Origin of the sequence: Citrobacter sp. RHB21-C05, from assembly GCF_013889015.1 — a bacterium.
Classification (GTDB): domain Bacteria; phylum Pseudomonadota; class Gammaproteobacteria; order Enterobacterales; family Enterobacteriaceae; genus Citrobacter_A; species Citrobacter_A sedlakii.
Window position 1 is genome coordinate 2,714,722 of the sequence record NZ_CP057611.1, and the last position, 26,888, is coordinate 2,741,609.

Sequence of the window (26,888 nt, forward strand, 5' to 3'; positions counted from 1 at the left end):
AGGAAAGGATGAAAAGAATCGTTATCGCAGGCGCGACGCTGCTGCTGTGCGCAAACGCGCTGGCCGATGAGTGTGCGAACGCCACAACCCAGGCCGACATGAACGCCTGTGCTATTACGCAATATCAGACGGCGGATAAAAAGCTCAACGATACTTACCAGCACGCGCTTAAACGCGCGGCGCCCGCGCAACAAGCGCTGCTGAAAAAGGCGCAAACCGCGTGGATTGCGGTGCGGGACGCCGACTGCGCGCTGATCAGTTCCGGTACCGAAGGCGGCAGCGCCCAGGTGATGATCGCTAATCAGTGTCTGGCGGATAAAACCACCGAGCGCGAAGCGTTTCTCGCCTCGCTGCTGCAATGTGAAGAAGGTGACATGAGCTGCCCGTTGCCGCCAGCAGGCTAACGAACGCGGATCCCTTCGATGATCATGCGCTGGACGTTCGCCACCGTCCGATCAAAAAAGGCCTCATCACGCAGCGTTGCGCCCGTTACTGCTTCAACCTGCGGCGCGAAGTCGGCGTAATGCTGGGTCGAGGCCCAAATCATAAAGATCAGATGATGCGGATCGATCGGCGCCAGTTTGCCGCTGTTGACCCATCCGGCAATCAGCGCGGATTTGTCATCAATTAACGCTTTCAGATCCCCGGTCAGTTCGGCCATCAATAGCGGCGCGCCTGCCAGCATCTCCATACAGAATAACCGCGACGCCTGTGGGTAATCGCGGGAAACTGCCAGCTTCAGGCGAATGTATTCGCTTATGGCTTCCAGCGGTGCGAAATCCTCGCGAAACGCTTTGAGCGGAGCCAGCCAGATGTCGAGGATCTGCCGCAGCACGGCGACATAAAGCGCCTCTTTAGACGGGTAGTAATAAAGCAAATTGGTTTTCGATACCCGGGCCTGCTCGGCGATCTGCTCAAGGCGCGTGCCGTGAAAACCATACTGGGAAAAGGTGTTTAACGCCGCCGTTAAGATAGCCTGACGTTTCGCGCTAACCGCCCGCGAGCGTTTACCACTTTTGTTTACAGCCCCCTGCGCCATGCCCCTCTCCTGTCCGTTCGTTCCGGGTGTTATTCACCTGCCGAATAAAAATAATGGCGCTTAGTCTGCGGGGGGTTAAGAGACAGTTCAACCGTACCGGCAAAAAAAACCGCCGGAAAATTCCGGCGGCGGTGGTTTCATCACCTCGGCGTTAGTCATGTTCATTAACGCGTTGCATGATGGTCTTCAGGGTGGGGTCACGCTAGCTTTTGCGGTTACCGCCGCTGCTCTTGCCCCCTTTCTTACCTGCTTCAGATGCACGCTGCGGGTCATTTTTAAAATTCCCCCCGCTGTGCTGACCACCTTTACGACCTGCTTCTGATGCTCTTTCACGGTCTTCGGCAAAATTACCGGAACCGCCTCGATGGTTTGCCATTACTGACCTCCGTCATTGATTAGACATCATATTGCATAGGTTTTGAGGAGTGATTCCTCACGCAACGTATGACCGGTGACATCATTTTCGCTACGTGATACTAAGCTTAGGCAATACGGGCATTTCAGCCAGCGTATCGTAATATCCTGCAACAGCTATCCGCCGTTATCGGCAATAATCGCCGCGAACAATCAATAAGCCATTCTTATGATTAAAAAAACTCACCGGCAGAAAATGTATCATTTTGCTACAAAAGCCATTTCAGTGAAAATTGTTATAAATCAAAGAAATGGTGGCGATATTTGCACTCTGGGCGTGACGGCATATCTTTATAAAGGGTAGCGAATCGCTACAGACACGGTTAACGCGAGGAGTAGGACAAATGGCTAAAGTTCTGGTGCTTTATTATTCCATGTACGGACACATCGAAACAATGGCGCACGCGGTTGCAGAAGGCGCAAACAAAGTCGACGGCGCTGAAGTGGTGGTTAAGCGTGTGCCAGAAACCATGCAACCTGAAATTTTCGCCAAAGCAGGCGGCAAAGCCCAAAACGCCCCCGTCGCCACGCCGCAGGAGCTGGCTGATTATGATGCCATTATTTTTGGTACCCCAACGCGCTTTGGCAATATGTCGGGACAAATGCGCACCTTCCTCGATCAGACGGGCGGCCTTTGGGCTTCTGGCGCGCTGTACGGCAAACTCGCCAGCGTGTTCAGCTCCACCGGTACCGGCGGTGGCCAGGAACAGACCATTACTTCCACATGGACTACACTTGCCCATCATGGGATGGTCATTGTGCCTATCGGCTATGCCGCCCAGGAACTGTTTGATGTTTCGCAGGTTCGTGGCGGAACGCCGTACGGCGCGACGACTATCGCCGGCGGTGACGGCTCTCGCCAGCCAAGCCAGGAAGAACTTTCAATCGCTCGCTATCAGGGTGAATACGTTGCCGGTCTGGCCGTTAAGCTCAACGGTTAGTCTTCAACAGGAGGATAAGCATGCCAACTCAAGAAGCAAAAGCGCACCGCGTCGGTGAATGGGCAAGTCTACGCAATACGTCGCCGGAAATAGCCGAGGCCATCTTTGAAGTGGCCGGATACGATGAGAAACTGGCTGAGAAAATTTGGGAAGAAGGCAGTGATGAAGTCCTGATCAAAGCCTTTGATAAAACGGATAAAGACTCGCTCTTCTGGGGCGAGCAAACCATCGAACGCAAAAACGTCTGACCCCACTTCCCCCGCATTCGCGGGGGAACCTCTCTTATTTTGCTGCCGCATTCATAACCGCGTCGAATTTATCGATCGGGCAAAACCCGTTGGCGTCCACCGGACAGCCTTTCAGTTCCAGCGTCACACGCTGCGGCGGGGATTTCAGCGTCAGGACATCCGCGTTACGCAGTTGCTCGCTGCTTTGATAGACGTATTCGATTTTCATCAGATCGCGTCTGGCGCGACTGTCATGCCAGCGCTGGAAGACAATTTTGCCACCAATCGGCGTACGCTCGTACTGGTTATGCAACTGGTATGGCTTGAAGTCGAGCGCCGTCAATAGCGAAGCGATATTCGAGTCATGCCCTACCAACACGGTAATTTTCGGCGCGTTAACGCGATCGGTCACCAGCGTCTTGTCGATATAGTTCACCAGGGGCGCTGCCACGTTGCGCGCCACGTCCGCAGAGGTAAACAGGCTGTCCTGATAGCCATTTTTCAGTTTCGACAGCACCTTCCACTGCTGATCGGTTTTGATTTCGCCCCATGCGACCTGATCCATCGGAAAGCCTTCGTAGTACTGCAGGGTGAACGCGTCCACCAGCGAGTTACCGACCTTCAACGGCCCGGAAACGCCCGGCTCCTTCTGGTACGTCGCGCTGAACGTATCTTTTTCGTTCGTCAGTGAACAACGTTGTTTTTCTTTACATGACGGAGACGTATTGTAACGGGTGATCTGCTCAAGCAGTTTATAACTCTCGTCGAGATGCATGCCTGCGCGCTCTTTTTGCATCGCCTGGATGGCTTTCTCGCTGAACGCGGCGGCGTCGTCGGTGATCACCGGGTTGAAGGTCGGGTCCATCGTGCCCATTTTTTCCTGATGATGTACCGGCACATCGCAGCCGGGGAATGCGCCGGTTATAAAGAATTGGGCAGTGGCGACGGTGCGTTGCAGACTGTTAGCATAGGCATAAACCGCGTCAGACGCCGGACATTCGCCGGACTTTACCATCCCCTGCGCGGCCAGCCATTCGCGCATATAGTGCCCCATATACACCTCGAGCACGCCGCCTTTCGTGGTGAGCTGTCCGCCCGGTACGTCCCATTCAGGCCACTTATTCGGCGTCGACTGTTCCAGTACGCTGCCGTTATTCGCCAGCGGCGCGCGCAGGTTGTGTCGGCTCATCATCAGCACTTGCTGTAGCTGATAACCTTCCGGTGTGGTTTGCGCCTGCGCGCCAACAGACACCAACATGCCCCCAGCCACTGCGGCGGCAATTAACGTTTTTTTCATCCCTATGCCTCTTGTTGTTATTTACGCGCCATCAGTGTGACAGAGTGTTGATAAATTTCCGGGAAGGTATCCGCAAAAACGGCGGAAAAAGATTGACTTCGACGCTGCCGCTTATTCTGGCAGAAACGCGTGAAGGCCGTATAAGGGCCTTCGCAGAAGGCTTCCGTTCGCCTCATGTTCTGTGCTTCTCCGGACGCCCGGATAGCAAGGGAGGCGGCGATCCTCCCTTGCGCGTTCACGGGTGCTGAACGTTCAGAGACGCACTGTCCGTAAGGTAAACGCAACCTGTTGTCGGTGTGACATATTTGCCCCTTCCCCGGGTACGTCTACGACCCCATTCCCGCCCACCACAGGCGTAATTTCATTCCCCAGTAGCTGGTCCAGCCGCTGGTGGTCGAGACAACCTGCCCTTTCGACAGCACCACCAGCGTCGGCGTCACGCTAACCGCCCAGCGGGTGGAAAGCGTGCCGTTAGCATCGTTGACGACCGGAAATGAGACTCCTTTGCGCGCCAGCCACCGGGCAACCAGCGGGTCGTCGCCAGAGCGCAGTGCCACCGTGAGCACATTCTTTCCTTCAGCCTGAAGCCGCGCGACATCGGGGGTTGTAAAACGACAAACGCCGCACCAGCTTGCCCAGAAATACACCAGCAGCGGCTGCTCCTCGCTCAGTGCGGCCAGGGTGACGCTTTCGCCATCCAGCGTCCTCAGCGGCATACTGTCAAAAGACGGCGGGGCCTGCGGAGCGCGCCAGGCGTCAAGCAGTAACGTGCCGCCAGCCAGCAGCACCAGCAGGATAATCCCCTCCCGCAACCAGCGTCGCAGTTTACTGACCATGCGCCACCGCCAGTTTCTCTTTGACCACCTCGTTCAGCACCTCCCAGGAGACCGCCCCCGGGATCAGCTCATCGCCAATGATTGTCGCTGGCGTCCCTTGTACGCCAATCAACCGCGCCAGTTGCAGGTTAGTGCTCAGCGTCTCCTGACTTTTCACCTCCAGCGTGACCGGACTCGCCCCCGACTTCGCTTGCGCCTGACGGATGCTGGCGTCGGTATGATACCCCCGCTTCTGCATCAACTTTTCATGCAACGCCGGAAACTGTTCCGGATGCTCACGCCACGTCGTCAGCGCAGTACGCGCCGCCAGCACCGAGCTTTCACCTTTAAACGGCAGCGGTTTCACGATCACCGCCACGTCGGGATAGGTCTTTACGATTTTTTCCAGCAACGGGTCAAGCTGTTTGCAGTAGGGACAGTTGTAGTCGGTAAAATTCACCAGCGTCAGCTTCGCCTGTTTTGCGCCAATGCGCGGACTGCCCGGATCGTTAAACAGCGCCTCATCAATCAACGCTTCAATTTGCCTTTCCTGTTCAGGCGTAAACGGCGCCGCTTCTTTCGCCACACTGACAGCGCTGAATAGCGACAAAAAAAGTATTAACAGATAGTTCATGGCGTCTCTCCTTTCGCTTCTGCCAGCGTTTTCAGCAGGTTGTCGCGGGTTAAAAGGGTTGGCAGCGTCTGCCCTTGAGGCAGGCCGGGGCCATAGATTTGGTTATACGGCACGGCGACCTGACCGCGTGCGTTGAGAAAGGCGGTGATCTCATCAGACGGCAACGTCCAGTCTCCCCGCAGCGCAACCACATCCGGTTGCCCCAGCGCCTCCTGCACGGACGGCGTTGTGAGAACATTGTATTTATTGACCTTGCAGGTAATGCACCACTCGGCGGTGACGTCGATAAACACGCGCTTATGCTGCGCGAGCGCATTGGTAATGGCCTGCTCGCTCAGCGGTTGCCAGTTAACGCGCTCTTTTTCTGCGGGCGTCGATGAGAAGCCCAGATGCGGCAGCAGCAGCGTTGCCAGCCAGATTGCCGACCCCAGCATCATCAGACCGAGCAGTCGACGCAGTCCATTCATCCAGCGCCCCGGACGCGGCAGACGCTGCGCCAGACCGGGCCGCATCGCCACCAGCAGCCACGGCAGGCTCATCCCCACGCCAAGCGCGAGGAAAAGCCCCCACAGCGTCGGTAACGAGGCGGTCAGCGCCACCGCCACTGCGGTGCCGAGGAACGGCGCGCTGCAAGGCGTCGCCAACAGCGTGGCGAAAGCGCCTTGCCAGAAATGCCCGGCCAGGCCGTTGCCGCCGTGGGTCGCCAGTTTTGTCGTCAGGGAGGCAGGCAAGCGAAAGGTGAACAGGCCAAACAGGCTGGCGCTGAAGGCTAACATGACCAGCATCATCACGCCGATAAACCACGGGTTCTGGAACTGTATTCCCCACCCCAGTGCCTGGTTGCTCAGGCGCAGAATGGTCATTAACAGCGACAGCGCCATGAACGACGCCAGTATGCCGACCACCGAAGCAAGGAACTGGCGACGGACCTGCCGGCGACTTTTATCTTCCACCAGCAATACCGAACCCAGCTTCATAGCCAGTACCGGCAGCACGCAGGGCATAAGATTCAGGATCAAACCGCCCGCCAGCGCCATCAGCACGACCTGCCAGAGCGGTAACCCGCCGCCGACCGCGGCGGGCGCATCGCCAGGCGTAAGTTCACTCTCCTGCGCAACCTCGTTATCCGCCAGCACCAGCGTCAACGGTTGGCCGTGCAGATCGGGCGCGCCTTCTCCCCAACTGTCGTGAACCGGAACCGTCGCCCGCATCGTGTCACCGTCAACACGAATATGCGGTTTGCCAAAATCCACCTCCCCAACGCTATCGAGAAACAACGCGGGATCCGTCCAGCCTGCGCTCCGCTGCGCCGTCACGATCAGTTCGCCGGGACGCGCGTCGGCCTGAAGCGTATCCGTCAGCCCTTGCGCCAACGGAATGCGCCCCATCGCCTGAGCGTAATCGTGGGCAAAGCCAGCATCCCGGGAAGATGGCGTGACGGAAAAGGGATAATCGGTGAGCAGACACACGTTGCTACAGGTAGAAAGCGTCAGCACGCCAGCAAGCGTGGCGGGCGCTTTCCCCTGAACGCGCAACGGAAACGTGACGCGCTGGTGATAGCCCTGGGTGGTGATACCGGCAACGTCAAAACGCGCGGGCGTCGGCCAGAACCAGTTGACGGCTGGCGAGTTCTCTTTCCACGCGATGGACGGCGCAATGCCGCCTTCGCCGGGCGAACGCCAGTAGGTTTTCCAGCCGTTTTCCAGCTTGACGTCTATGAGCAGGCGCGTTTCACCCTGCGCAGTGGTGTCCGCACGAACCCGTACGCTGGCATGATCGTTCTGCGGGGAACGCAACCAGCCGCTCTCTGCCGCCCAGGATACGGGCAGCCAGAGGAATAACAGACAGATCAGCGCCTGCCTGAATGCAAGAATCATAATTTTTCTCCATGAATGATTAACTAACTGTGCAGCACAGCCGGTCTGTCATTCACGGAAGACGCAGAATCGGAGATGGACCCGTAGTCCGGGCGGAGAAATAACGCGTTGCGGAAAGAACGGTAAACGCACCGTCCGTCGCGGGGTTAGCAGGGCAAGGAGTAGACAAAACGCCAGTATCGCGCCTTCGAAAACCACCGGCGGCGCGGCAAGCAACGATTTTGCACTGAGCTCACACGGCGTGACGGGCGTTGCGTCATCCGGTGCCGACGAGGGCGCAGAAACGACCGTCGTCGCCTTGGCCGTGTCCATCTGCAACGCATGCAGGCCCGCCATGCGCTGCGCGGTACAAACTATCACCACAACACATGCCAGGCAGAGAAACCACCATCCCATCCGTTGACGTTTCGCCATTACACCCTCACTCATTGACGCGAGTTATCTTAGCCACTGTCGGGGAATAAGCAACTGTTGGGCTGTAAAGTTATGTGGGTCATAAGGTTGGCATACGGCGACGGGAGGATTACCCTACACTTAACGGTGACACCTTTTCAGGGATCCCTTCAGCCTGTATTGATTAACCCGAGAGAACGCTATGGAATTAAAGGATTATTACGCCATCATGGGCGTGAAGCCGACGGACGATCTCAAGACGATCAAGACCGCTTACCGCCGACTGGCCCGCAAGTACCATCCAGATGTCAGCAAAGAAACCGACGCCGAAGCCCGCTTTAAAGAAATTGCCGAGGCGTGGGAAGTGTTGAGCGACGAGCAGCGCCGCGCTGAATACGATCAGCTGTGGCAGCACCGTAACGACCCGCAGTTTAACCGTCAGTTTCAGCAGGGCGAAAACCCGCGCTACAACGCCGAAGATTTTGACGATATTTTTTCCTCCATTTTTGGTCAGCAAGCGCGGCATACGCGTCAGCGTCACGCCAGCCGCGGCCATGATATCGAAATCGACGTTGCGGTCTTTCTTGAAGAAACGCTGGCGGAACATAACCGCACCATCAGCTATAACCTGCCGGTATATAACGCGTTTGGCATGGTAGAGCGCGAAATGCCTAAAACGCTGAACGTAAAAATCCCGGCGGGTGTGGGCAACGGTCAGCGGATCCGCTTAAAAGGCCAGGGAACCCCGGGCGAAAACGGCGGGCCGAACGGCGACCTGTGGCTGGTGATTCATATCGCGCCCCATCCGCTGTTTGACATAGTGAATCAGGATCTGGAGATCGTGGTGCCACTGGCGCCATGGGAAGCCGCGCTGGGTGCGAAAATTGCGGTGCCTACGCTGAAAGAGAGCATTCTGGTGACCGTTCCCCCCGGCAGCCAGTCCGGGCAGCGCTTGCGCATTAAAGGCAAAGGCCTGGTAAGCAAAAAACAGACCGGTGATTTATACGTGGTCATCAAAATTGTGATGCCGCCGAAACCTGACGAACACGCACGCGCGCTGTGGCAGCAGTTGGCGGAGGCGCAGTCGGGGTTTGATCCGCGTAAAGACTGGGGGAAAGCATAATGGCTAATGTCACCATCACCTTCACGGTTACTGAATTTTGTCTGCATACCGGCGTCACGGAAGAGGAACTGAATGAGCTGGTCGGGTTGGGTGTGATTGAACCGTATGACGATACCGCTCCCGGCTGGCAGTTTGACGATCGCGCCGCCGCGGTGGTGCAGCGCGCGCTCCGGCTGCGTCAGGAACTGGCGCTGGACTGGCCGGGTATCGCCGTTGCCCTTACTCTACTGGAAGACAATACGCGTTTGCGCCAGGAAAATCGCCTGCTGCGCCAGCGGCTTTCGCGCTTTATTGCCCATCCATAAATTCCGGGCGGCGAAAGCTGCCCTTTTATCCAGCAATGATATAAATCAACGCTGACGCTGTCGGATCACCGTAGGATAGTAGCATCTAAAATACCACTTTATGGGAATCAGTGGGCCATGAGCGATAAGAAACGAACGCGCTGGCAGCGCCGTCCGGGAACGACAGGCGGTAAACTCCCCTGGCATGACTGGCGCAACGCCACCAGTTGGCGTAAAGCGACGCAGTTTCTGATGTTGGCGATCAATGGGTATATTGGCGTGACCTTTTATTACTGGGTGCGCTATTACGAAACCGGCGGAGCCAGCCTGTATCTGCCCCGCCCTGGCGGAATTGAAGGCTGGCTACCTATCGCCGGTCTGATGAATCTGCGCTACACGCTGGAAACCGGATTTCTGCCGCCAATTCATGCTGCCGCCATGCTGTTACTGGTGGCCTTTATGCTAACCAGCCTGCTGCTGAAAAAATCTTTCTGTTCGTGGCTGTGTCCTGTCGGTACGCTGTCGGAACTTATCGCCAATCTTGGGAAACGGCTTTTTGGCCGTCATTTCAGTCTTCCCCGGTTTCTGGATATTCCCTTGCGGGGACTAAAGTATCTTTTGCTGGTCTTTTTTCTCTCTATTTCGTTGTCGATGCCTGCGCAGGGTATACAGTATTTTCTGATGTCCGCCTACGGCATTATTATCGATGTCAAAATGCTCGATTTCTTTCGCCATATCGGCACGATAACGCTCTTCAGCGTCGCGCTGCTGGTGGTCCTGAGCTTATTTATTCGTCACGCCTGGTGTCGTTATCTGTGTCCTTACGGCGCATTGCTGGGGCTGTTATCTCTGCTTTCACCGTTCAAAATCCGCCGTAATGCCCGTCGCTGTATTGACTGTGGTAAATGCGTGAAAAACTGCCCGTCGCGTATTCCGGTAGATAAGCTGATCCAGGTGCGCACCGTGGAATGTACGGGCTGTATGACCTGCGTGGAGTCCTGCCCGGTCGCCCAGACCCTGAGTTTTTCTCTGCGCACGCCTGGCGGAGAGACAGGGAAACGGCACGGCGCGCTGTCCGGGGTGACGATGACGCTGCTGGTGTTAGGGATTATGTTCGCCAGCGTGGCGTTCGCGATGCTGGCAGGCGTGTGGGAAAGCCCGGTGCCAGAACATCTCTATTTTCGCCTGATTCCGCAGGCAAGCGCCATTGGGCATTAAATCCGAGCCGGATGAGGACGTCATCCGGCACGAAAGATTTATTCCGGCTTCTGGTCGTCGGCGATACCATCCTCGATAAAATCTTTATCCAGTTCTTCCGCGTTGCCTTCATGATCGCGCCCGGAAAGAATGTTCCAGCAGGCGATAAACAACGCGGCGACCAACGGACCAATCACAAAGCCGTTAATGCCGTAGATTTCCATGCCGCCCAGCGTGGTGATCAGGATCAGGTAGTCCGGCATCTTCGTGTCTTTGCCGACCAGAATCGGTCGCAGAATGTTATCCACCAGACCGACAATCACCATAAAGAAACCGACGATAAAAAAGCCCTGCCACAGCTGCTGCGTCGCAAACAGATAAATGGCCGCAGGCACCCAGACAATAGCAGAGCCTACCGCCGGGATAAGCGACAGGAACGCCATCAGCGCGCCCCATAAAATACTGCCTTCGATTCCAGCAATATAAAACGCAATCCCGCCCAGCGTCCCCTGCACTATCGCCACCACAACCGTACCTTTTACCGTCGCGCGGGAAACGCCGGCAAATTTCGCAAACAGATGCTGCTTCACAAAGTCTGACAGGGGAAGCGAATCGAGGATCTGACGTACCAGAAAAGGCCCGTCTTTTAGCAGGAAGAACAGCAGATACAGCATTATGCCGAAACTGATGGCAAAGCCAAAGGTTCCTTTGCCAATCAGAAACGCGCTACCTGCCAGATACTGGCCCCCTTTCAGGGCCACCTCAGAGAGTTTTTGTTGGATTTCCGCAGCGCTGTCGAGATTGTGATCGGCAAGAAACGTTCGCGCCCAGTCAGGCATATGGGCAAATAAACTCGCGATCACCTCCGGAAACTGGGCGTTATTATTCTGTAGCTTGACGTAAACGACGTTCAGTTCGAAGGCCAGCGAGGAGAGGATGAGTGTCAGCGGAATGAAGACGATCAGACAGATAATCCCCAGCGTCAGCAGTGACGCCAGCCCATTGCGTTCTCCCAGCGCGACGCGCAATTTGTTCTTTATGGGATAAAAAATAACCGTAAGGATCGCAGCCCAAAGGATAGCGGAGAAGTACGGTGACAAAACATCGAAGAACGCCCATGTCACCATAACCAGCAGGAAAAGGAAAAATCCTTTTGTCAGTCCGTTAAAACGCATTAGTCAGTCCTGTAAACAAAACAACTCTTTGGACTATAGGTCTGATTGGGGATTTTACAATCCCGGAGAGCAGGAAAAATGCGGCAACAAAGGCGCCCCTTTCCATCGTGCGTTGCGGAAATGGCCACTCAAGAGCCAGAACAGGCATAATTATTACTCTCCCTCTGGCAAAACCACCCAATCTGTCATAATTTTAGGTGTTAATATTTTATAGCCAATAGTTCTCGCCGATATTTTTCTTGCCAGAATCATCTGAGGCGAGGTAAATCAGAACCAACAAAATATTACTGTCGGCGTTTCTATTTTGCAGCTTACCGCTTCGCTTTATTTGATCAAAAAATGATCGCATTTTTATTAGTAACGTAAAGTTATGTATAGCTTTCAATAAGATTTTTACCGCTTACCTGCTGAATTAAAAAGAAAAATAAAAAGAGATAACAAAAACGATCGTTTTTCAAGGACTTACATCACCTTGAAACATAGTGAAACGTTGTTTACTTTTAGAAACAAGCCTACACCAGCCTATTTCAAATGATATCAAGAAGTGCGTAACTTAAAGGCGTTAAGTGTGAAGTGGACAGTAATTGACACAATTGCATGCCCTAATACTGGTATTGCGTTTTCCAGCATCGTCAGCCTAAAAATGCTCAAACTGGTAATTTGGTATGAAGGAGATGTCATTATTCCAGCCGGATCAACAATTGAACCTTTTGCGGAAGGCATAAAAATTGATGGAGAATATCATCCACTAAAAGTCTACAATATCACGACGCTTAAACTTTCTGTCTGGCGCGAAATGAAAGAGAAAATTAAATGTCCGGAAAGCAGTCGCGACGACGATGATCTCTGCCTTACCCCCTTCAAATGCGCACTCAAAGTTTGCCCTTACGGTAAAAAACGCCCACAACATTCATTGGTGTCCTGAAGGACTCTTTCAACAAGGATGTGCTTACGCGCGCGTCTGTTAGGTATAACGAGCAAGCATCGCTTCCGGGATGGGGCACAGCGCGGAGTCCGCTCGATAGACGGGTTGCGATGCCTATTCGCCCGCGACGCAAAAGGTGACGCGTTTTTTATCGCCGACCAGCTTATCCTGTACTTCCATTCTGACGACTGGAGGTTTCCCGTGTGTGGACGCTTGCACAAGCTCAAACCTGTGAAGAGCATCTTGCCTACCAGGCAGACGAAGCCTGTCGTGACATAACATACGACCCGGTATAGCCGGAGAGTAACTCCGGCTGAATTTATCCGAAGTATCCAAAAAGACGAAGATCTCTGATTTAGCATTGCACTGATTTTGGACCAGGGTCACCGCAACAAAGCATATAGTTTGCTGTCATAGAGGTTACCGTTCTTATATGCTGCCTTTTTTAACACGCCCTCTAATTCAAAACCGTTTTTTTCAAGAATCCTGCATGATCCCAAATTATGAGAAAAGACGGTCGCATATAATCGGATGATATTGCGATTCTGGAATGAAAGCTGCACCATCTGTTTTACCGCTTTTGTCATGATCCCTTTTCCCCAGTAATCTTCTCCAAGCCAGTATCCAAGTTCTGCGCTTTTCTCATACATATCACAACCTACTGTAATACCGATACCGCCCACCGCTTGACCGTCAATGACGATTGCAAGGTTGCGAGTTTTCTTTAAATCTCGCGTTTGGCAAAATTCAATAAAGCGCACAGCATCTTCTTCCGTATAGGGGTAGGGAAAGATATTTCTCAAATTTCGGGCAATGTTCCGGTTATTTGCATGATGTACCAGGTCGTGAACATAGTCTAAAGACCATTCTTTTAATTCCATAAATTTTCTCCTAAGCTATAACAACCTTTCCAAACCAAGACCACTTATTAAACACCGATTTTTTTTACTCCCGGTCATTTTGCTAATCCAATCAACAAAACCACCATCGCCGATCTCAATTTGCTCGTTATCTTTTTGTACATAAATCTTAAAGTTGATTCCTTTGTAGTAGTTGTTGTTCTCACTTTTTAGATCAACAGAAACAGGAGTATCAGGAAACATCTCTTTTACAGCAGAGAACATTTCTTCAAAAAAGTCCTCATAGGCTGTATACCCAGTTCGCCGTCTTAGCACAATCGTCATTTTACGATGGTATCTTGTCTGTACTAAATGATCATAGAATTGAAGATGGTGCTTTAACAGCTCCTTTTCACACAGATAAGAGCCCTTATCCTTTGCGGCGGATACAATGCAAAAAATCCCAAAATGTGCATATAAATTTTCGCCTTCCCACTTCTGACCTCTGACTACGCGTGACGTCGTCGCATAATGTGTACAGCGGGTATGGTCAATTTGGTTGTTCAATATATCATTGGAAAGCATGATTGCCAGAATATTAGACGGGTCGGAAAGCACCTCAACATTCCGTACCGCACTTAATACATTGTTTTGGTTTACACAGCCAAACACACTACAACTGCCAATCGGTGCAACCGGGGACAACAGTTTGTTTGTCATTCCGACTTTTGATGTCATTGATAATAGTTCAAGCTCCAACTGGTGCAGTTTAATCGGATCAAAGCTGCCGGGAGCAACAAAGCGATTCTCCCTGAAAGCATGCAGGACTTTTTGTGGTGAGGATTTCGCTGTTCTTAGTAAAAAGAGTTTCAATAAAAGAGAATTGAAGTCTGCTGTATTCAAAGAACATATTCTGTCGAAAATGTCCTGTGCTTCTATTTTTTCTAATATTCTCTTGCAAATTTTGTCCATAAAAATCTCTCTTTTTTACAGCATAGTAAAAGTGTTTTTCAGCATAGTAAAAGTGAGAAATCCTATCAAGGTCAATTGACCCGACATTATAAATATGGCACACTTTTTTGGAGTTGTGTCATATCCTTAATCAAAAACGTGTTGTTACTATATGAAATTATCCCCTCGTTCTCACAAGTGCTGATAGCCCTATTCAAACTCCGAATGGGGGTGTTAATTTCCTTTGATAAATTTGCTTTTGTGAGATTTTGCAAAGTGTCTCGTCGATAATGCATCAGAATACTTCTCAAAAGTCTTTCTTTCACGGTAAGGCTTAGTATATGCTCTACCAATTCAGCGTTTATTATCAATTTATTTGCTAATTCTTTAATTAAAAATTTAGTAGCTTCAAAATCAGATTGTAACCATGACAGAAAGTCTGTTTTATAAAGACGTTTGGCAATACATGATGTAATGGCTGTAATTTCAACGGGTTTCCTTCCATCGTAGAATGGTTCTATTTCACCGAAAAAACTTCCTTTTTCATACAAATGCAGAGTAGCAAATGTTCCGTGAGGACTTTGAATATACGCCTCAGCTGTGCCCTCCATCAGGAAATAAATGTAGTTATTCTCCCGCTCTGCAAATAATATTGTTTCATTGGGATTATATATTTTAGTTTCCAGCTTCTCTTTCATACGGTTAGGTATAATATCATAAAAGAACATTGCACTCTCCTCTTGTTATTCAAAACTATTACCATAAATATTGTTGTAAAGAAAACGCCTAAATTAACTTCAGGCAACCAATATTTTATTCGTACTTTAACTTTTTTCTTCTTCCAACACTAAGCTTTTCCAGAGTATGCGGTTTGTCGCTTTCGCCCACCTCACGTACCCAGACATATTCAGCCCGGCCAAAAATCTGTTGGCTGGCGCAAAATTGATTTGAATAACGGCACAGAAAGAATGCCCCAGACTGTCACCTGACGCGCTGGTGCTTTACAACAACGATCGTGGTCAGTTCATCCGCAAGACATTTAATAACCGCTGGCTTAAGCCTGTACGTGCAGTACAAAGCGAACTGGGCCATGAACTGGATTACACGTTTCATGTTATAAAGGCAGAAGCTATTTCAGATTTTGAGGATAGCAACAGGGATAAGCAGCTTTTCAGCGGTCACAAAATAGAAAGCCAGGTGCTCATCTACGACAGGAAGGTACAAATCAACCCGACGCTGAATCGTCCGGTTATTGGGGAAAAGTGATTTTTTATGCAAATGAAGGTGTGCGATATTCTTCGAGAATATTCTTTTTTATTGTTCGCCCTGAAAAACAAAGGGGCAACCTTTCGGTAACCCCTTGTTTAATCTGGCGGAAGCGCAGAGATTCGAACTCTGGAACCCTTTCGGGTCGCCGGTTTTCAAGACCGGTGCCTTCAACCGCTCGGCCACACTTCCGGAATGAGGCGCACTATAAACATCCCGATGCGCCGTGTAAAGCCCGAATGTGTTTGTTTGCCTGAAAAACAGTCAAAATGCTGTTAATCGACTGAAATAACAACACATTGACCATTTTAACAGCACAATCTTCAGCCTTTGAGCGTGCAGGCGCTTTATGACCATGAAACCTGATGAAGATCAAATGAGTAAAGATGGGTAAAACCGCTATGTCATCGCCTGGGATTTCATTATCTTCTGTCATTAATTACATCTGTCATCATAAGAGAGTGACTCATGGATCGTATTGTTAGTTCTTCACATGACCGTACATCGCTACTCAGCACCCATAAAGTGCTGCGCAATACCTATTTTCTGCTGAGCCTGACGCTGGCGTTTTCTGCGATCACGGCGACAGCCAGTACCGTATTGATGCTACCTTCTCCGGGTCTGATTCTGACGCTGGTCGGTATGTATGGTCTGATGTTCCTGACGTATAAAACCGCGAACAAGCCAAGTGGTATTATCTCCGCGTTTGCCTTTACCGGCTTCCTTGGTTATATCCTTGGCCCGATTCTGAACGCTTACCTTTCCGCGGGGATGGGTGATGTGATTGGCATGGCGCTGGGCGGCACCGCACTGGTGTTCTTCTGCTGTTCAGCCTACGTACTGACTACGCGCAAAGATATGTCCTTCCTCGGCGGTATGCTGATGGCAGGTATTGTGGTGGTGCTGATCGGCATGGTTGCAAATATCTTCCTGCAACTGCCAGCGCTGCATCTGGCGATTAGCGCGGTATTTATCCTGATTTCTTCAGGCGCCATTCTGTTCGAAACCAGTAATATCATCCGTGGTGGTGAGACCAACTATATTCGTGCAACGGTTAGCCTCTACGTTTCGCTGTACAATATCTTTGTCAGCCTACTCAGTATTCTGGGTTTCGCCAGCCGCGACTAAGCTGAGGGTATAAACACGAACGGAGAATGCTTGCGCATTCTCCGTTTTTTTATGCCTGATTCCCGCGACAGAGGTATGTTGGATAGAGGCGATCCTGGATTAACCAGACTGAAGGCGCCACTTCCGCAATGGTCAGATAATAACGCGCGTCGGCGTGCGCGAAACTTCCCCACTGTGCGTCCGGCGTGTCATCATTGTGCCGCCGCCAGGTCTTCGTATAGGTCAGTACAATGACGTTATTATCCTCTCTCGGCGTCCAGGTAAAATTCATATCGCGATCGATAATCATGTCACGTCCCCCAGCCTTCGCCGCACCTTTATAGGTGGTAAGCCCCGTACCGTCACGATGAAAATAAAACTGTGCAACCGCGTTCACCCTGACTTCACTCTCTTTGCCCTGGTTGCGGGTGAAATTAAACTCCGTTGTGCAGGCAATGACGTCATGACTTCTCGACCACGACGGGTAAAAATATGTCGCCAGCGCGCCGCCAATCAACGTACCGCAAACGCCATACAAAAGTTTGTTTTTCATTTTCCTGCCCCACTCTTATAACGGATCGTTTTACAGAAACGGCTCTTACTTTCCGGACAGGCGCCGATAAAAACCTCATCAGCCTTCGCAATTGAAAATCTGGCGCTGAAATAATAAATGTCGTAATTCTCTCTCTGACACTCCACTTTGTTTTCTGCCAATAACGCCGCCAGTTTCGCGATGACCAACGGGCGTCCGTGATCGTTAATTAACCAGATACGGCAACCCGCAATGTTCTCTTCTACCGGCTTTAACGTGGCGGGAAGAATAAAGTCCGGCTTTACGTAGTGAAACGTGCCGATAGCCACCCCGACGAGTGCCAAAGCAAGTAAAGCTGTCCGCCTGAATCGAAAACGGAAGTGAGGTGCCGACGTTGAAGACGTGACAGGTGGCTCCACAACAGGCTCCGGGCTGGTCGTTTTTTCCCGCGGCTGGCATGAAACGTCGCCCTCGAAACGAAATCCCAAACGTGGAACGGTGGTAATAACAACACGCGTTTCCCCCAGCAACTGGAAACTTCTGCGCAGTTCGCTGACTGCTTTATTCAGGTTATTTCCCGATGGTGTAAAGCCGTACTCATCCCATACCCGGGTAATTAACTGTTCCCGACTCAGGTCACTGCCTTTATGGCGAATAAATTCCTGCAGTAAACGTACGGCAGGCGCCGACAGCGTTATTGCCGATTCTGGTTGACCAACGAGGCTTATTGACTGTGCTTTTGGATCAAACAACAACGAATGATTAAAAATAAAAAACATACAGAAATCTCATGTGATACCGCACGCGGTTCTGTTTGCAACCTGTTTTCTCACTGGCGTATTCGCCCACTGAACTCAGGCTATTTTCTGAGCAGAGCTTTTTCGCGACACAATGAGTAAAGCGGTATTTTTGCTTAACTATACAACTTTAAAACCAAAACAGCAGGATAAAAAACTGTAAAAATCAGTTTTTAAAATACAAATTCCCACAACATGCTGTTCTGATTAAAGTTTCCCTGCCCCGATGTGATGCGAAAGCAGAAAGCAATACAGGTAGGCCATCACGAAGAATGTGCTAACAGCAGGTAGGTTGAAGTTGATACAGAAGAACAAAATAAACAGGACGCACACCCTTTGCGCTTTCGCATTGACATTGTCATTTATTCCCGAAATGACGATGGCCAATATGAGTGTGTATCCCATGGAACTGAACGTGGATCAGTCCGGGACGGCACAAATTAAAGTCGCGTCGAAAAGCGATGATATTCAGTTCATCAGGGTGACGCAAAAGAAAATTCTTAACCCCGGCACACCGCAGGAAAAAGAGGCTGATGTCGCAGCATGGCAACAGGAAGGCTTGGTTGTCACGCCGGACAAATTCGCGCTGGCGGCAGGCTCTGTAAGGGTTATCCGCCTGGTTTCACTGATGCCGTCATCAAAAGAGACGACGTGGCGGGTGTACTTTGAAGGCGTAAAACAGCCTGAAAGTTTGCTTCCTGGGGAGAGTACCGCGGCTGCGGCGGCGAAGTTAGGCGTGAATGTTATCTGGGGAGCACTGGTACATCTGGCGCCCGAAGAAAACCGCGTTTCGCTGCAATTTAATCCCCGCAGCGGCGAAGTCATTAATGACGGGACCTTACGTGTGCCATTAAAAGAAATCGGAATTTGTCAGTCGGATTCCCAATGCCGATGGATAAAAGAGGATGCCACGATCTATCCCGATACCCAGAGGCCGTTGAAAGCTTTATCAACGGCCCGGGGCCATCAATATAAATTCCGCTACTTCAACTGGTTGAATAAAAGCAGTGAAGAAGCTGATTTACCCGTCGTGAATTAACACGACAACGTGCAACAACCGCCATTGCGGTTTTAATTAAGAGCTTATGGAGCTCGTTTTTAAATATGGAGATATCAATGCGTAATTATATTAAACCTCTGCTGATTGTCGCGGCAATGACAACATCCGTCAGTGCTCTCGCCATCCAGAAAGATATCACGGTGAACGCTAACGTCGATTCACAACTGGATATGACGCAGGCGGATAATACCCCCCTGCCTGCCAGCATCGATATGCAATACCTGCCGGGACGTGGCCTGGAAAGCTATCGTCTGAATACCAGGGTGTGGTCTAACTCCGCCACCAGCAACGTAAAAGTTCGCCTGGTCAGTGCGGCTCAGTTAATTAACGCCGATGGGGATCAAACGGTTCCGATGACCGTCAAGTTAGGTGAAAAAACACTGACCACCACCGATGCCGAATTCACTGGCGCAGAACTGTTCCCGGGCAGCGTTGAAAACGGATCTTCCGTTTTACCGCTGATTATTTCTCAAACCACGAAAGGGATCCTCAAAACGGGTCAGTACAGTGGCGTCGTTAGCCTGATGCTGACTCAGGCCACCACCACGGAAAGCGGTGCATAACACCGTAGTGAGATGAAGTCAGAGGGTGCAAGCCCTCTGATGTCAGGATGACGTCGAGGCTTGTTCATGGCTTTTCATAGTAAAACTCTCCTTTTTGCCGCGTTGTTACCGGCGTCTGTCCAACTGGCCTGTGCTGAAATGGTCATTCCTGCTGGCTTCGAAGATCTGGCGAAAAACCAGCGTCTGTGGATCGACGTGTCCTTGTATGGCGAATCGCTTGGCTTGTATGAAACGGATATCAATCTTGAGTCTGTCACTTTTGTGCAACCCGATAACTTACTGGATGCGATTAAGCGCCGGTTTAACGATGATCCAACTTTGCTGGCAATGGTTCGTAACGCGCTGGCGGCGCCGTTGTCGCGCAACGGTAACCTGGCATGCAGCAGTAACGGATTTGCCCAAGGTTGTGATTACGTTGACACCGCTGGTCTGGCCGTTATTTATGACGAAAACAACGCCCGAATTAGCCTGTTTCTGAACAAGCGTTATTTGCCCAAACAGGCACAGGAAAAGCAGTGGTACCAGCCGACGAAGGACACGGAAAACGCACTGATCCATCAACAGAATATCAATTTTGTCGCCGACCGCGATTATCAGTCTGCAACGGTTCAGGGCAACGGCGCGTTAGCGTTGACCGAGGACGGCTATTTTACTCTCGACTGGAACTGGCAGGGGCAGCGCGCTCGTCATCAACAACAGCAGGATTTTACCGTTAACAACGCCTGGTTTCGTCAGGATCTTTGGCGTCAGTATTATCTGCAGGCGGGCGAAATGGATACCCGCGATCTGTTTAGCAACGCAGGGGGAAACATAAACCTAAGTCAGTTGCCGTTGGGCAAAATTCGCGGCGTTCGGGCAGGTTCGACCCGCGCATGGATGAATCCGACGCAACAGTCTCAAGGAACGCCTGTCACCGTTTTTCTGTCCCACGACGCACGTATTGATGCCCGTCGCGGCCAGCAGATACTGGCAAGTTTTTATCTGAACGCCGGCGCGCAAACTCTGGATACCCGCAATTTCCCGGACGGCAGCTACACCGTGTCGCTGGCGGTGTACGAAAATAACCGTTTGATTCGTACCGAAGAGGTACCGTTTACCCGTACCGGTGTTACGCCATTTGATCGGTTTGAATGGTTTATGCAGGCCGGTCAAACCGATGATGACGATCAGCATTATGCCCGGCGCGGTGTGGCTCAGCTCGGTTTTCGACTGCCCCTGTCGGCCTCAGCAGCGATTACCAGCGGCGCGACTCTGACTGGCGGGCATCGCTTCATAGAAAACGCACTCGACTGGAGTCATGGTTTCAGCGCGGGCGCCATTGACGGCGTGTTAAGCACCCGCTTCAGCTATCTCAATGGCAATCGGGGCGAACGGGGAAATATTCAGCAAATCAGCTACAACGACGGCTTTTCACTGAGCTTTTATCGAAACGCCCTGTCGGCAGACAGTTGCGACACCCGCCAAAGCGGTTTTTATGGCGTCAACGGATGCTACCGCTCGCTTTCCGTGATGTTCTCCGTCCCGGTTGGCTCGTGGTATGCCAATCTGGGCTACGCCGATAACCGTAACGAGGGGCGTTATGTTTCCCGCCGGGATTTACCAGACAGAGACGATCGCCATCAGTATGGCCTGCCGTGGGAGTCGGTTTATATGACGCGTTCCCGAACCGAAGCGTGGCAGGGAGGAATGAGTAAATCGTTCAGTACCCATGGTCTGAATATTAACGGTAGCCTGAACCTTTTTATGCGCGACGATCGTTCGCGACGCGGAAAGGACAAAGGTGGCTATCTGAGTCTTAGCCTCTCGCTTTCACACCCGCGGCAGGGGGAGGCGTCCAGCTATACCTCGCTAGGGGCCACCTGGCAGCAGCAGAATCAGCAAAAAAATCAGCTGAGCTACAGCATGGCGCATAACTGGTATACCGATGCGCGCGGGGAAAATGAGTACGGCGTTAGCGCTTCCGGCATCAATAGCGATTCACTCAATACCGCATTTTATACACGTCAGGGCGGTCAGTACGGAAACGGTAACCTGACCGTGAGCGATGCCTGGGATCGTAAAGCCAGTCGCCACACGTTAAGCGGTAGCGGCAGCTATAACTCAACATTTGCCCTCTCGCGCACAGGACTATGGTTTGGGCGGTGGAACGATGGACGCCCGGCTTCCGCTATCGCGGTTACCGTTGCCGCGCCTGACGATCAACAAGCCGCCCACGTCGCCGTATCCCTGGATAACGGTGGCAGTGCAGATATTGCCGCTAACAGTCGCGCGCTTTTTGCCGTGCCAGGCTATCAACAAACTACGCTGTCGGTTAGCGAGTCGCTGGATGTTTCTCACGGCGCCAGCAGTGAGATTACTCAGGGCTCCGGTAGCCGCACAATGTTCATGGTGCCCGGGAAAATGCTTCATCGACAGGTGCAAACCACCATGAGCTACACTTGGGTGGGCCAGATGATGGATGAACACAATATGCCGCTGACCGGCGGGCTACCGCTTAACGTCACCGGATGGAGCGATCTGGGTAATGGTGGTTTTAGCGCACAAAGTAACGCGCCGCTGCGCAGTCTCTATCTGGTGCGCCAGCAGCAGTTTTATCAATGCGCCCTTACGGTTCGCACCCAGCACGACGTGGTGCGTTACGTTGGTGTAACCGCCTGTAACGAAATGACCTTTTCCGCCCTCCCTGACGCGGTACAGCAGCAGGCGCAACTCTTACTGGCGGGCCGTGCCCCTGCGTCAGGCACGACAGCGATGGCAACTCAGGACGGCTTAGCAAAAGGACTTCTCCATGAATAACCGTATTTTTATTTTCATGTTCTTATGCCTGTGGGCTGGCCAGGCGCTGGCCGGAGCGCCCGCAGGAAGAAATACCAGCGTGAGTATCAGTTACGATCGCTTATCGCCGCCTGCGCGCTTTGATATCTGGTTGCATGAGCCGACGGGCTATGATCTTGCCGATCCACAGAAATGGGGCCGCAACACGTTAACTTGTCTGTCACGAACCGACACCACGAACGGCGCATGCATGACCGCGCCAGTCTGGTTTTCGGCAAATCCTGCGACACCTTATCCCATCAGCCTGCGTTTCACCCATAGCCTGACGAATCAGAAAGTGGACGTGAATGTCTATGGTGAAAAACGGATGTTCATCAATAACAAAGTCTTCACCTTCGCCAGTTTCGTCACCGGCGGCACCGGCGACGAAAGTGCATGGGATAAAGAACCGTGGTTCGATTTTTATATTGTTAAAAGCGAGCTGGACAAACTCTCCGTACCCGGCATCTGGTCGGCCACACTCAAGCAGGATCTACGCGAATGGGGTTCAGCCAGCTGCGGCGGCAACTTTAATGACGCTAATGTCGGCTGCCCTGGCTACCTGTCAATCGCCAAATGGCAGGCAAATATTCGTATAGAGGTAGTCGATCCAAGCAATCAGCAGATTTACCTGCCCGCGTTTCCACATTCGACCCCCATCGTCAACCTGAACCTGACATATTTTCCGGGAAAACCTGGCGGTCATGAAATTCAGGGGGAAACCTCGCTGGACATGTGCCTTTACGACGGCAATAACGCCGCCAGCAGCCGCGTACTCCTGCGCTTTGAAGATGACGGTCATGCAGCGCCCGGCCGTGCCAACGGGGCATTTTCTATCTGGCGTCGCGGCGGCAGCAAAACCGAAAGCCGGGATCGGCTGGATTATCAGGTTTCGGTGATCAACCCACTCATCGCCGCCCGCCAGACGGCGGAAAATGGCGTGGATATTATCTGGCAGGGAACCAATGACCGGCGCGTATTACGCCAGGTGGTCCTCCCCGGCGGCGGAGAAAGCGTTCTGTGTGTGCCTGCGCCCATTACCCTCACCACCCCTGCGTTTGCGGCCAGCAGCAAAAATGCCGGGGATTACACCGGCACGCTGAAAATTATCTATACCCCCAGCACATTGTAATAAGGATATAACGATGCATTACGCGATTCTGGACACTAACCGTTTTTATGCCCTGGGGCTGTGCCATGCCCTGCGGCGCAGTAACGAACCGCCAATGATCTCAGTCGGGGAGATGCAGTGGCGCCCCACCCTCCTGCTGATGCAGGTCATTATCATACGTTGCCGTTTTTCCCTTATGTCCACCCATCAGGTGTTAATGAGGACGCTGCTACGCCTGGAGGCGGAAAGCTGGACGGGACGGCTTTACCTGATGTGTAACGAGAAAGGGTTAGCACTTGCAATTTTTCTGCGTCAACGCTTCACGACGTTGCAGATCCATATCCTTAACGATCGTCTGGCGATGCGCGACATTGTCTGCCTGCTTACGAAAGCACCGCGTCGTTCAACCTGTTGGCGGACTGAATTTGGCCTAACCGTCAGAGAACTCACGGTACTGTGTCTGCTCATTAAAGGCCTGCCTGTCCATCGCGTCGCCCGCGCGACGCAGATGTCCGAGAAGCAGGTTTCAACGCACAAATGCAATGCGCTAAAGAAGCTCAATGCCTGCAATCTGCTGCAATTACTCATCTGAGCAGTCTTATCGGCTGCGCGGATATTTGCTACACTGCGACCTGTTTTATGATAACGACAGACTGCTATGTTGATTTTTGAAGGCAACGAAATAGAAACCGATAGCGAAGGCTATTTGAAAGACACCACCCAGTGGAGCGAACCGCTGGCGACAGTCATTGCTGAAAACGAAGGCATTACCCTCTCGCCTGAACACTGGGAAGTGGTGCGTTTCGTCCGCGACTTTTACCTGGAATTTAATACCTCACCGGCCATTCGCATGCTGGTCAAAGCGATGGCGAATAAATTCGGCGAAGAAAAAGGCAACAGTCGCTACTTGTATCGCCTGTTTCCGAAAGGGCCGGCGAAGCAGGCCACCAAAATCGCCGGCCTGCCCAAACCGGTAAAATGCATTTAATAGCGAATACTGAATCCGGTGAGTTCTTCGCGCGAACGGTGCGGTTCACTTAGCACTCTGTCAACCCGGGCAGAGCGTGGACCGCCGTCTTTCAGCCACTTCATTAGTTTTTCAACCTGTTCGGCTTCGCCGCAAGCCACCACTTCTACACTGCCATCGTCCATGTTTTTCGCATAGCCGGTCACCCCCAGCCGCCGCGCTTCCTGCTGGGTGGTATAGCGAAACCCCACGCCCTGCACCCGGCCATGTACCCACGCGATAATGCAGACTCTCGACATTGCTCTTCTCCTTCTCTTGCCCGGGCGCGTTGCAAATCCACGAAAAACTCAGGACAATGGCGCCCATTTCTTTGAATCGACAGAATTGTAAATTATGAGTGTACGTTTAGTGTTAGCCAAAGGGCGCGAAAAATCTTTGCTTCGTCGCCATCCGTGGGTCTTTTCCGGTGCCGTTGCCCGAATGGAAGGTAAAGCCAGCCTCGGCGAAACCATCGATATTGTTGACCATCAGGGTAAATGGTTAGCCCGCGGCGCGTATTCTCCGGCGTCGCAGATCCGCGCGCGCGTCTGGACGTTCGACCCGTCTGAATCTGTCGATATCGCCTTCTTTACCCGTCGACTGCAACAGGCGCAGCAGTGGCGCGACTGGTTGGCCGAAAAAGATGGCCTTGACAGCTATCGTTTGATCGCCGGTGAATCCGATGGCTTGCCAGGCGTGACCATCGACCGCTTTGGCTCATTTCTGGTACTGCAATTACTGAGCGCTGGCGCTGAATATCAGCGTGCCGCATTGATTAGCGCGCTGCAAGCGCTGTACCCGGAATGTGCGATTTATGACCGTAGCGATGTCGCGGTACGTAAAAAAGAGGGAATGGAACTGACGCACGGCCCGGTGACCGGCGAGCTTCCGCCTGCCCTGTTGCCGATTGAAGAACACGGTATGAAACTGCTGGTGGATATTCAGGGCGGCCATAAAACCGGGTATTACCTGGACCAGCGCGACAGCCGACTGGCGACGCGGCGTTATGTGGAGGATCAGCGTGTTCTGAACTGTTTCTCTTATACCGGCGGTTTTGCCGTTTCTGCACTGATGGGCGGCTGCCGTCATGTGATCAGCGTCGATACGTCACAGGAAGCGCTGGACATTGCAAAACAAAACGTGGAACTGAACAAACTGGATCTGAGCAAAGCTGAATTTGTCCGCGACGACGTTTTCAAACTGTTGCGAACCTATCGCGATCGCGGCGAGAAGTTTGATGTGATCGTGATGGATCCACCGAAGTTTGTCGAAAATAAAAGCCAACTGATGGGGGCCTGCCGGGGTTACAAAGACATCAATATGCTGGCGATTCAGTTACTGAATCCGGGTGGCGTACTGCTGACCTTCTCCTGTTCTGGCCTGATGACCACGGATTTATTTCAGAAAATCATCGCAGATGCGGCAATAGATGCTGGTCGTGATGTACAATTTATAGAGCAGTTCCGTCAGGCCGCCGATCATCCCGTGATCGCCACCTACCCGGAAGGGCTGTATCTGAAAGGGTTTGCCTGTCGCGTCATGTAACTTGAAAAGTGGAATGTTACCCTCATATAAAAGGTAATGATTTCCCGGGAGGTGACTATGATTGCCAGCAAATTCGGTATCGGCCAGCAGGTCCGCCATTCCCTGTTAGGTTATCTCGGAGTGGTCGTGGATATCGACCCGGTCTATTCGCTCGAAGAGCCGTCGCCTGATGAGCTGGCGGTTAACGACGAGCTTCGTGCCGCTCCGTGGTATCACGTGGTAATGGAAGATGATGACGGTCAGCCGGTGCATACCTATCTGGCCGAAGCGCAGTTAAGCAGCGAGACGCAGGATGAACATCCTGAGCAGCCATCCATGGATGAGCTTGCTCAAACCATCCGCAAGCAGCTGCAGGCGCCTCGTCTCCGTAACTAAGATTGTAAGGCCCGACAGCGTTTCGCTATCGGGCCTTCTGCTATACGTGCTTTGCCAGTCCCAGACGCGGGATCTCAATGGCCGGGCAACGATCCATCACGACCTTCATCCCGGCCTCTTGCGCCAGCACCGCTGCCTGCTCGTTAATCACGCCCAGTTGCATCCACAACGTTTTCGCGCCAATCGCGATGGCTTCCTGCGCAACGCCCCAGGCCGCTTCAGAGTTGCGAAACACATCGACCATATCCACCTTTTCCGGAACCTCCGCCAGCGTCGCGTAGCCCTGTTGACCGAGCAACGTTCTCCCTGCCACCTTTGGTGAAACAGGAATGACGTGATACCCCTGGTCGAGGAGATACTTCATTACCCGGTAGCTGGGACGGTCGGGTTTGTCGCTTGCCCCCACCAGCGCAATTGTGCGGGTAGAGTTCAAAATATCAGCAATATCACTCTCTTTCATCGTCTTTCTCCAGGCTGTTTAGCCAAGTGTACGACAATCCTGCCAACCCAACCACGTGCGCCATACGCAAGTATGAGAGCAAAAGTCGAAAATATGTCTATATGTTAGTGAACATGATTTT

General features: G+C 52.2%; 32 protein-coding genes, 1 tRNA gene and 1 pseudogene. 17 read left to right on the forward strand and 17 right to left on the reverse strand.

The annotated features are described in order from the left end of the window. Window positions 1-8 precede the first annotated feature (8 nt). Entirely contained in the window at window positions 9-404 is a 396-nt protein-coding gene (locus tag HVX72_RS13120) for a lysozyme inhibitor LprI family protein (RefSeq protein WP_060569578.1), read from the forward strand. Here the strand turns inward: HVX72_RS13120 and rutR are convergent. Together rutR and HVX72_RS13130 are read right to left on the reverse strand one after the other, a co-directional pair. Further along, complete coding sequence (gene rutR, locus HVX72_RS13125) at window positions 401-1,039, reverse strand: HTH-type transcriptional regulator RutR (RefSeq protein ID WP_181821536.1); 639 nt, start codon at window positions 1,037-1,039, stop codon at window positions 401-403. The genes HVX72_RS13120 and rutR overlap by 4 nt on opposite strands. 202 nt (window positions 1,040-1,241) lie before the next feature. Further along, window positions 1,242-1,415, reverse strand: coding sequence for a general stress protein (locus tag HVX72_RS13130; RefSeq protein ID WP_042287910.1), 174 nt, complete (start codon window positions 1,413-1,415; stop codon window positions 1,242-1,244). A 382-nt stretch (window positions 1,416-1,797) separates the two neighbouring features. Between HVX72_RS13130 and wrbA the strand changes: the two genes are divergently transcribed. Next, entirely contained in the window at window positions 1,798-2,394 is a 597-nt protein-coding gene (gene wrbA / locus HVX72_RS13135; protein WP_042287913.1) for an NAD(P)H:quinone oxidoreductase, read from the forward strand. Between the two features lie 20 nt (window positions 2,395-2,414). Beyond that, a complete protein-coding gene (locus HVX72_RS13140; protein WP_042287915.1) occupies window positions 2,415-2,642 on the forward strand; it encodes a YccJ family protein in 228 nt (75 codons plus the stop codon). A gap of 34 nt (window positions 2,643-2,676) precedes the next feature. Here HVX72_RS13140 and agp read toward each other — a convergent pair whose 3' ends face one another. The 5 genes from agp to HVX72_RS13165 form a co-directional block, all read right to left on the reverse strand. After that, window positions 2,677-3,918 (reverse strand): bifunctional glucose-1-phosphatase/inositol phosphatase, encoded by a 1,242-nt coding sequence (agp, locus tag HVX72_RS13145; RefSeq protein WP_181821537.1) that lies wholly within the window; start codon window positions 3,916-3,918, stop codon window positions 2,677-2,679. 326 nt (window positions 3,919-4,244) lie between these two features. Next, complete coding sequence (locus HVX72_RS13150) at window positions 4,245-4,754, reverse strand: protein disulfide oxidoreductase (RefSeq protein WP_181821538.1); 510 nt, start codon at window positions 4,752-4,754, stop codon at window positions 4,245-4,247. Beyond that, window positions 4,744-5,367 (reverse strand): DsbA family protein, encoded by a 624-nt coding sequence (locus HVX72_RS13155; RefSeq protein WP_181821539.1) that lies wholly within the window; start codon window positions 5,365-5,367, stop codon window positions 4,744-4,746. Before HVX72_RS13155 ends, HVX72_RS13150 begins: the two co-directional genes overlap by 11 nt. Next, entirely contained in the window at window positions 5,364-7,244 is a 1,881-nt protein-coding gene (locus HVX72_RS13160) for a protein-disulfide reductase DsbD domain-containing protein (protein WP_181821540.1), read from the reverse strand. Before HVX72_RS13160 ends, HVX72_RS13155 begins: the two co-directional genes overlap by 4 nt. 48 nt (window positions 7,245-7,292) lie before the next feature. Then, window positions 7,293-7,658: a copper resistance protein gene (locus tag HVX72_RS13165; protein ID WP_181823279.1), complete on the reverse strand. Its 366-nt coding sequence runs from the start codon at window positions 7,656-7,658 to the stop codon at window positions 7,293-7,295. 181 nt (window positions 7,659-7,839) lie between these two features. On the opposite strand from HVX72_RS13165, the gene cbpA reads away from it, so the two are divergent. The 3 genes from cbpA (at window position 7,840) to HVX72_RS13180 (ending at window position 10,262) form a co-directional block, all read left to right on the forward strand. Next, window positions 7,840-8,760, forward strand: coding sequence for a curved DNA-binding protein (gene cbpA / locus HVX72_RS13170; RefSeq protein WP_181821541.1), 921 nt, complete (start codon window positions 7,840-7,842; stop codon window positions 8,758-8,760). Further along, the gene (gene cbpM / locus HVX72_RS13175) at window positions 8,760-9,065 is read left to right on the forward strand and encodes a chaperone modulator CbpM (RefSeq protein WP_042287937.1); all 306 of its coding nucleotides are present in this window, start codon (window positions 8,760-8,762) and stop codon (window positions 9,063-9,065) included. Before cbpA ends, cbpM begins: the two co-directional genes overlap by 1 nt. Window positions 9,066-9,182: 117 nt before the next feature. Beyond that, complete coding sequence (locus HVX72_RS13180) at window positions 9,183-10,262, forward strand: 4Fe-4S binding protein (protein ID WP_181821542.1); 1,080 nt, start codon at window positions 9,183-9,185, stop codon at window positions 10,260-10,262. 38 nt (window positions 10,263-10,300) lie between these two features. Here HVX72_RS13180 and HVX72_RS13185 read toward each other — a convergent pair whose 3' ends face one another. Then, window positions 10,301-11,416: an AI-2E family transporter gene (locus HVX72_RS13185; RefSeq protein WP_181821543.1), complete on the reverse strand. Its 1,116-nt coding sequence runs from the start codon at window positions 11,414-11,416 to the stop codon at window positions 10,301-10,303. A gap of 568 nt (window positions 11,417-11,984) precedes the next feature. Here HVX72_RS13185 and iraM point away from each other — a divergent pair. Continuing rightward, a complete protein-coding gene (gene iraM / locus HVX72_RS13190; protein ID WP_042287946.1) occupies window positions 11,985-12,341 on the forward strand; it encodes an anti-adapter protein IraM in 357 nt (118 codons plus the stop codon). A 383-nt stretch (window positions 12,342-12,724) separates the two neighbouring features. Here the strand turns inward: iraM and HVX72_RS13195 are convergent, their stop codons facing one another. From HVX72_RS13195 to HVX72_RS13205, 3 genes are all read right to left on the reverse strand, one after another. Beyond that, window positions 12,725-13,222 (reverse strand): GNAT family protein, encoded by a 498-nt coding sequence (locus HVX72_RS13195; protein WP_181821544.1) that lies wholly within the window; start codon window positions 13,220-13,222, stop codon window positions 12,725-12,727. A gap of 15 nt (window positions 13,223-13,237) precedes the next feature. Further along, window positions 13,238-14,152 (reverse strand): hypothetical protein, encoded by a 915-nt coding sequence (locus tag HVX72_RS13200; protein WP_181821545.1) that lies wholly within the window; start codon window positions 14,150-14,152, stop codon window positions 13,238-13,240. Between the two features lie 86 nt (window positions 14,153-14,238). Continuing rightward, complete coding sequence (locus HVX72_RS13205; RefSeq protein ID WP_042287957.1) at window positions 14,239-14,859, reverse strand: Crp/Fnr family transcriptional regulator; 621 nt, start codon at window positions 14,857-14,859, stop codon at window positions 14,239-14,241. 226 nt (window positions 14,860-15,085) lie between these two features. Here HVX72_RS13205 and HVX72_RS13210 point away from each other — a divergent pair. Then, window positions 15,086-15,397, forward strand: a pseudogene (locus HVX72_RS13210) (integrase); the annotation flags it as partial. A 104-nt stretch (window positions 15,398-15,501) separates the two neighbouring features. On the opposite strand, the gene HVX72_RS13215 reads toward HVX72_RS13210, so the two are convergent. Beyond that, window positions 15,502-15,589 (reverse strand) — tRNA-Ser (locus tag HVX72_RS13215). A 13-nt stretch (window positions 15,590-15,602) separates the two neighbouring features. After that, on the reverse strand, window positions 15,603-15,833 hold the full coding sequence (locus HVX72_RS13220) for a hypothetical protein (RefSeq protein ID WP_060569566.1): 231 nt from the start codon (window positions 15,831-15,833) through the stop codon (window positions 15,603-15,605). Window positions 15,834-15,865: 32 nt separating this feature from the next. Between HVX72_RS13220 and yccA the strand changes: the two genes are divergently transcribed. Continuing rightward, window positions 15,866-16,525 carry an FtsH protease modulator YccA gene (gene yccA / locus HVX72_RS13225; protein ID WP_012905355.1) on the forward strand — a complete coding sequence of 220 codons (660 nt, stop codon included), beginning with the start codon at window positions 15,866-15,868 and terminating at the stop codon, window positions 16,523-16,525. 49 nt (window positions 16,526-16,574) lie between these two features. On the opposite strand, the gene HVX72_RS13230 is transcribed toward yccA, so the two are convergent. Together HVX72_RS13230 and HVX72_RS13235 are read right to left on the reverse strand one after the other, a co-directional pair. After that, the gene (locus HVX72_RS13230) at window positions 16,575-17,057 is read right to left on the reverse strand and encodes a hypothetical protein (protein ID WP_181821546.1); all 483 of its coding nucleotides are present in this window, start codon (window positions 17,055-17,057) and stop codon (window positions 16,575-16,577) included. Continuing rightward, window positions 17,054-17,815: a winged helix-turn-helix domain-containing protein gene (locus HVX72_RS13235; RefSeq protein WP_042287964.1), complete on the reverse strand. Its 762-nt coding sequence runs from the start codon at window positions 17,813-17,815 to the stop codon at window positions 17,054-17,056. Before HVX72_RS13235 ends, HVX72_RS13230 begins: the two co-directional genes overlap by 4 nt. A gap of 421 nt (window positions 17,816-18,236) precedes the next feature. On the opposite strand from HVX72_RS13235, the gene HVX72_RS13240 reads away from it, so the two are divergent. From HVX72_RS13240 to tusE, 6 genes are all read left to right on the forward strand, one after another. Continuing rightward, complete coding sequence (locus tag HVX72_RS13240; RefSeq protein WP_233422700.1) at window positions 18,237-18,872, forward strand: fimbrial protein; 636 nt, start codon at window positions 18,237-18,239, stop codon at window positions 18,870-18,872. 77 nt (window positions 18,873-18,949) lie between these two features. Beyond that, on the forward strand, window positions 18,950-19,456 hold the full coding sequence (locus HVX72_RS13245) for a CS1 type fimbrial major subunit (RefSeq protein ID WP_042287971.1): 507 nt from the start codon (window positions 18,950-18,952) through the stop codon (window positions 19,454-19,456). A gap of 66 nt (window positions 19,457-19,522) precedes the next feature. Then, on the forward strand, window positions 19,523-22,252 hold the full coding sequence (locus tag HVX72_RS13250) for a TcfC E-set like domain-containing protein (RefSeq protein ID WP_181821547.1): 2,730 nt from the start codon (window positions 19,523-19,525) through the stop codon (window positions 22,250-22,252). Further along, complete coding sequence (locus HVX72_RS13255; RefSeq protein ID WP_181821548.1) at window positions 22,245-23,402, forward strand: CfaE/CblD family pilus tip adhesin; 1,158 nt, start codon at window positions 22,245-22,247, stop codon at window positions 23,400-23,402. The genes HVX72_RS13250 and HVX72_RS13255 overlap by 8 nt, the downstream gene beginning before the upstream one ends. A 13-nt stretch (window positions 23,403-23,415) precedes the next feature. Then, entirely contained in the window at window positions 23,416-23,973 is a 558-nt protein-coding gene (locus HVX72_RS13260) for a helix-turn-helix transcriptional regulator (RefSeq protein ID WP_181821549.1), read from the forward strand. Between the two features lie 66 nt (window positions 23,974-24,039). Continuing rightward, entirely contained in the window at window positions 24,040-24,369 is a 330-nt protein-coding gene (gene tusE, locus HVX72_RS13265) for a sulfurtransferase TusE (RefSeq protein ID WP_181821550.1), read from the forward strand. Here the strand turns inward: tusE and yccX are convergent. Next, window positions 24,366-24,647: an acylphosphatase gene (gene yccX, locus HVX72_RS13270; RefSeq protein ID WP_181821551.1), complete on the reverse strand. Its 282-nt coding sequence runs from the start codon at window positions 24,645-24,647 to the stop codon at window positions 24,366-24,368. The genes tusE and yccX overlap by 4 nt on opposite strands. Window positions 24,648-24,741: 94 nt before the next feature. Between yccX and rlmI the strand changes: the two genes are divergently transcribed. Continuing rightward, window positions 24,742-25,932, forward strand: coding sequence for a 23S rRNA (cytosine(1962)-C(5))-methyltransferase RlmI (gene rlmI / locus HVX72_RS13275; RefSeq protein ID WP_181821552.1), 1,191 nt, complete (start codon window positions 24,742-24,744; stop codon window positions 25,930-25,932). A 57-nt stretch (window positions 25,933-25,989) separates the two neighbouring features. Further along, window positions 25,990-26,307, forward strand: coding sequence for a heat shock protein HspQ (gene hspQ, locus HVX72_RS13280; RefSeq protein ID WP_042287987.1), 318 nt, complete (start codon window positions 25,990-25,992; stop codon window positions 26,305-26,307). A 40-nt stretch (window positions 26,308-26,347) separates the two neighbouring features. Here the strand turns inward: hspQ and HVX72_RS13285 are convergent, their stop codons facing one another. After that, a complete protein-coding gene (locus HVX72_RS13285; RefSeq protein WP_042287990.1) occupies window positions 26,348-26,767 on the reverse strand; it encodes a CoA-binding protein in 420 nt (139 codons plus the stop codon). Window positions 26,768-26,888: the final 121 nt, after the last annotated feature.

Excerpts from the sequence above, each read along its gene's own strand:
- hspQ (WP_042287987.1), top strand. The coding sequence starts at position 25,990 with ATGATTGCCAGCAAATTCGGTATCGGCCAGCAGGTCCGCCATTCCCTG.
- HVX72_RS13220 (WP_060569566.1), bottom strand. The coding sequence starts at position 15,833 with ATGACAGAAGATAATGAAATCCCAGGCGATGACATAGCGGTTTTACCC.
- cbpA (WP_181821541.1), top strand. The coding sequence starts at position 7,840 with ATGGAATTAAAGGATTATTACGCCATCATGGGCGTGAAGCCGACGGAC.
- HVX72_RS13255 (WP_181821548.1), top strand. The coding sequence starts at position 22,245 with ATGAATAACCGTATTTTTATTTTCATGTTCTTATGCCTGTGGGCTGGC.
- HVX72_RS13240 (WP_233422700.1), top strand. The coding sequence starts at position 18,237 with ATGGAACTGAACGTGGATCAGTCCGGGACGGCACAAATTAAAGTCGCG.
- HVX72_RS13245 (WP_042287971.1), top strand. The coding sequence starts at position 18,950 with ATGCGTAATTATATTAAACCTCTGCTGATTGTCGCGGCAATGACAACA.
- yccX (WP_181821551.1), bottom strand. The coding sequence starts at position 24,647 with ATGTCGAGAGTCTGCATTATCGCGTGGGTACATGGCCGGGTGCAGGGC.
- HVX72_RS13185 (WP_181821543.1), bottom strand. The coding sequence starts at position 11,416 with ATGCGTTTTAACGGACTGACAAAAGGATTTTTCCTTTTCCTGCTGGTT.
- tusE (WP_181821550.1), top strand. The coding sequence starts at position 24,040 with ATGTTGATTTTTGAAGGCAACGAAATAGAAACCGATAGCGAAGGCTAT.
- HVX72_RS13160 (WP_181821540.1), bottom strand. The coding sequence starts at position 7,244 with ATGATTCTTGCATTCAGGCAGGCGCTGATCTGTCTGTTATTCCTCTGG.
- rutR (WP_181821536.1), bottom strand. The coding sequence starts at position 1,039 with ATGGCGCAGGGGGCTGTAAACAAAAGTGGTAAACGCTCGCGGGCGGTT.
- HVX72_RS13195 (WP_181821544.1), bottom strand. The coding sequence starts at position 13,222 with ATGGAATTAAAAGAATGGTCTTTAGACTATGTTCACGACCTGGTACAT.
- HVX72_RS13120 (WP_060569578.1), top strand. The coding sequence starts at position 9 with ATGAAAAGAATCGTTATCGCAGGCGCGACGCTGCTGCTGTGCGCAAAC.
- HVX72_RS13250 (WP_181821547.1), top strand. The coding sequence starts at position 19,523 with ATGGCTTTTCATAGTAAAACTCTCCTTTTTGCCGCGTTGTTACCGGCG.
- cbpM (WP_042287937.1), top strand. The coding sequence starts at position 8,760 with ATGGCTAATGTCACCATCACCTTCACGGTTACTGAATTTTGTCTGCAT.
- HVX72_RS13150 (WP_181821538.1), bottom strand. The coding sequence starts at position 4,754 with ATGGTCAGTAAACTGCGACGCTGGTTGCGGGAGGGGATTATCCTGCTG.
- HVX72_RS13205 (WP_042287957.1), bottom strand. The coding sequence starts at position 14,859 with ATGTTCTTTTATGATATTATACCTAACCGTATGAAAGAGAAGCTGGAA.
- HVX72_RS13180 (WP_181821542.1), top strand. The coding sequence starts at position 9,183 with ATGAGCGATAAGAAACGAACGCGCTGGCAGCGCCGTCCGGGAACGACA.
- HVX72_RS13260 (WP_181821549.1), top strand. The coding sequence starts at position 23,416 with ATGCATTACGCGATTCTGGACACTAACCGTTTTTATGCCCTGGGGCTG.
- HVX72_RS13285 (WP_042287990.1), bottom strand. The coding sequence starts at position 26,767 with ATGAAAGAGAGTGATATTGCTGATATTTTGAACTCTACCCGCACAATT.
- HVX72_RS13165 (WP_181823279.1), bottom strand. The coding sequence starts at position 7,658 with ATGGCGAAACGTCAACGGATGGGATGGTGGTTTCTCTGCCTGGCATGT.
- wrbA (WP_042287913.1), top strand. The coding sequence starts at position 1,798 with ATGGCTAAAGTTCTGGTGCTTTATTATTCCATGTACGGACACATCGAA.
- HVX72_RS13235 (WP_042287964.1), bottom strand. The coding sequence starts at position 17,815 with ATGTTTTTTATTTTTAATCATTCGTTGTTGTTTGATCCAAAAGCACAG.
- HVX72_RS13155 (WP_181821539.1), bottom strand. The coding sequence starts at position 5,367 with ATGAACTATCTGTTAATACTTTTTTTGTCGCTATTCAGCGCTGTCAGT.
- HVX72_RS13130 (WP_042287910.1), bottom strand. The coding sequence starts at position 1,415 with ATGGCAAACCATCGAGGCGGTTCCGGTAATTTTGCCGAAGACCGTGAA.
- yccA (WP_012905355.1), top strand. The coding sequence starts at position 15,866 with ATGGATCGTATTGTTAGTTCTTCACATGACCGTACATCGCTACTCAGC.
- HVX72_RS13230 (WP_181821546.1), bottom strand. The coding sequence starts at position 17,057 with ATGAAAAACAAACTTTTGTATGGCGTTTGCGGTACGTTGATTGGCGGC.
- agp (WP_181821537.1), bottom strand. The coding sequence starts at position 3,918 with ATGAAAAAAACGTTAATTGCCGCCGCAGTGGCTGGGGGCATGTTGGTG.
- HVX72_RS13140 (WP_042287915.1), top strand. The coding sequence starts at position 2,415 with ATGCCAACTCAAGAAGCAAAAGCGCACCGCGTCGGTGAATGGGCAAGT.
- HVX72_RS13200 (WP_181821545.1), bottom strand. The coding sequence starts at position 14,152 with ATGGACAAAATTTGCAAGAGAATATTAGAAAAAATAGAAGCACAGGAC.
- rlmI (WP_181821552.1), top strand. The coding sequence starts at position 24,742 with ATGAGTGTACGTTTAGTGTTAGCCAAAGGGCGCGAAAAATCTTTGCTT.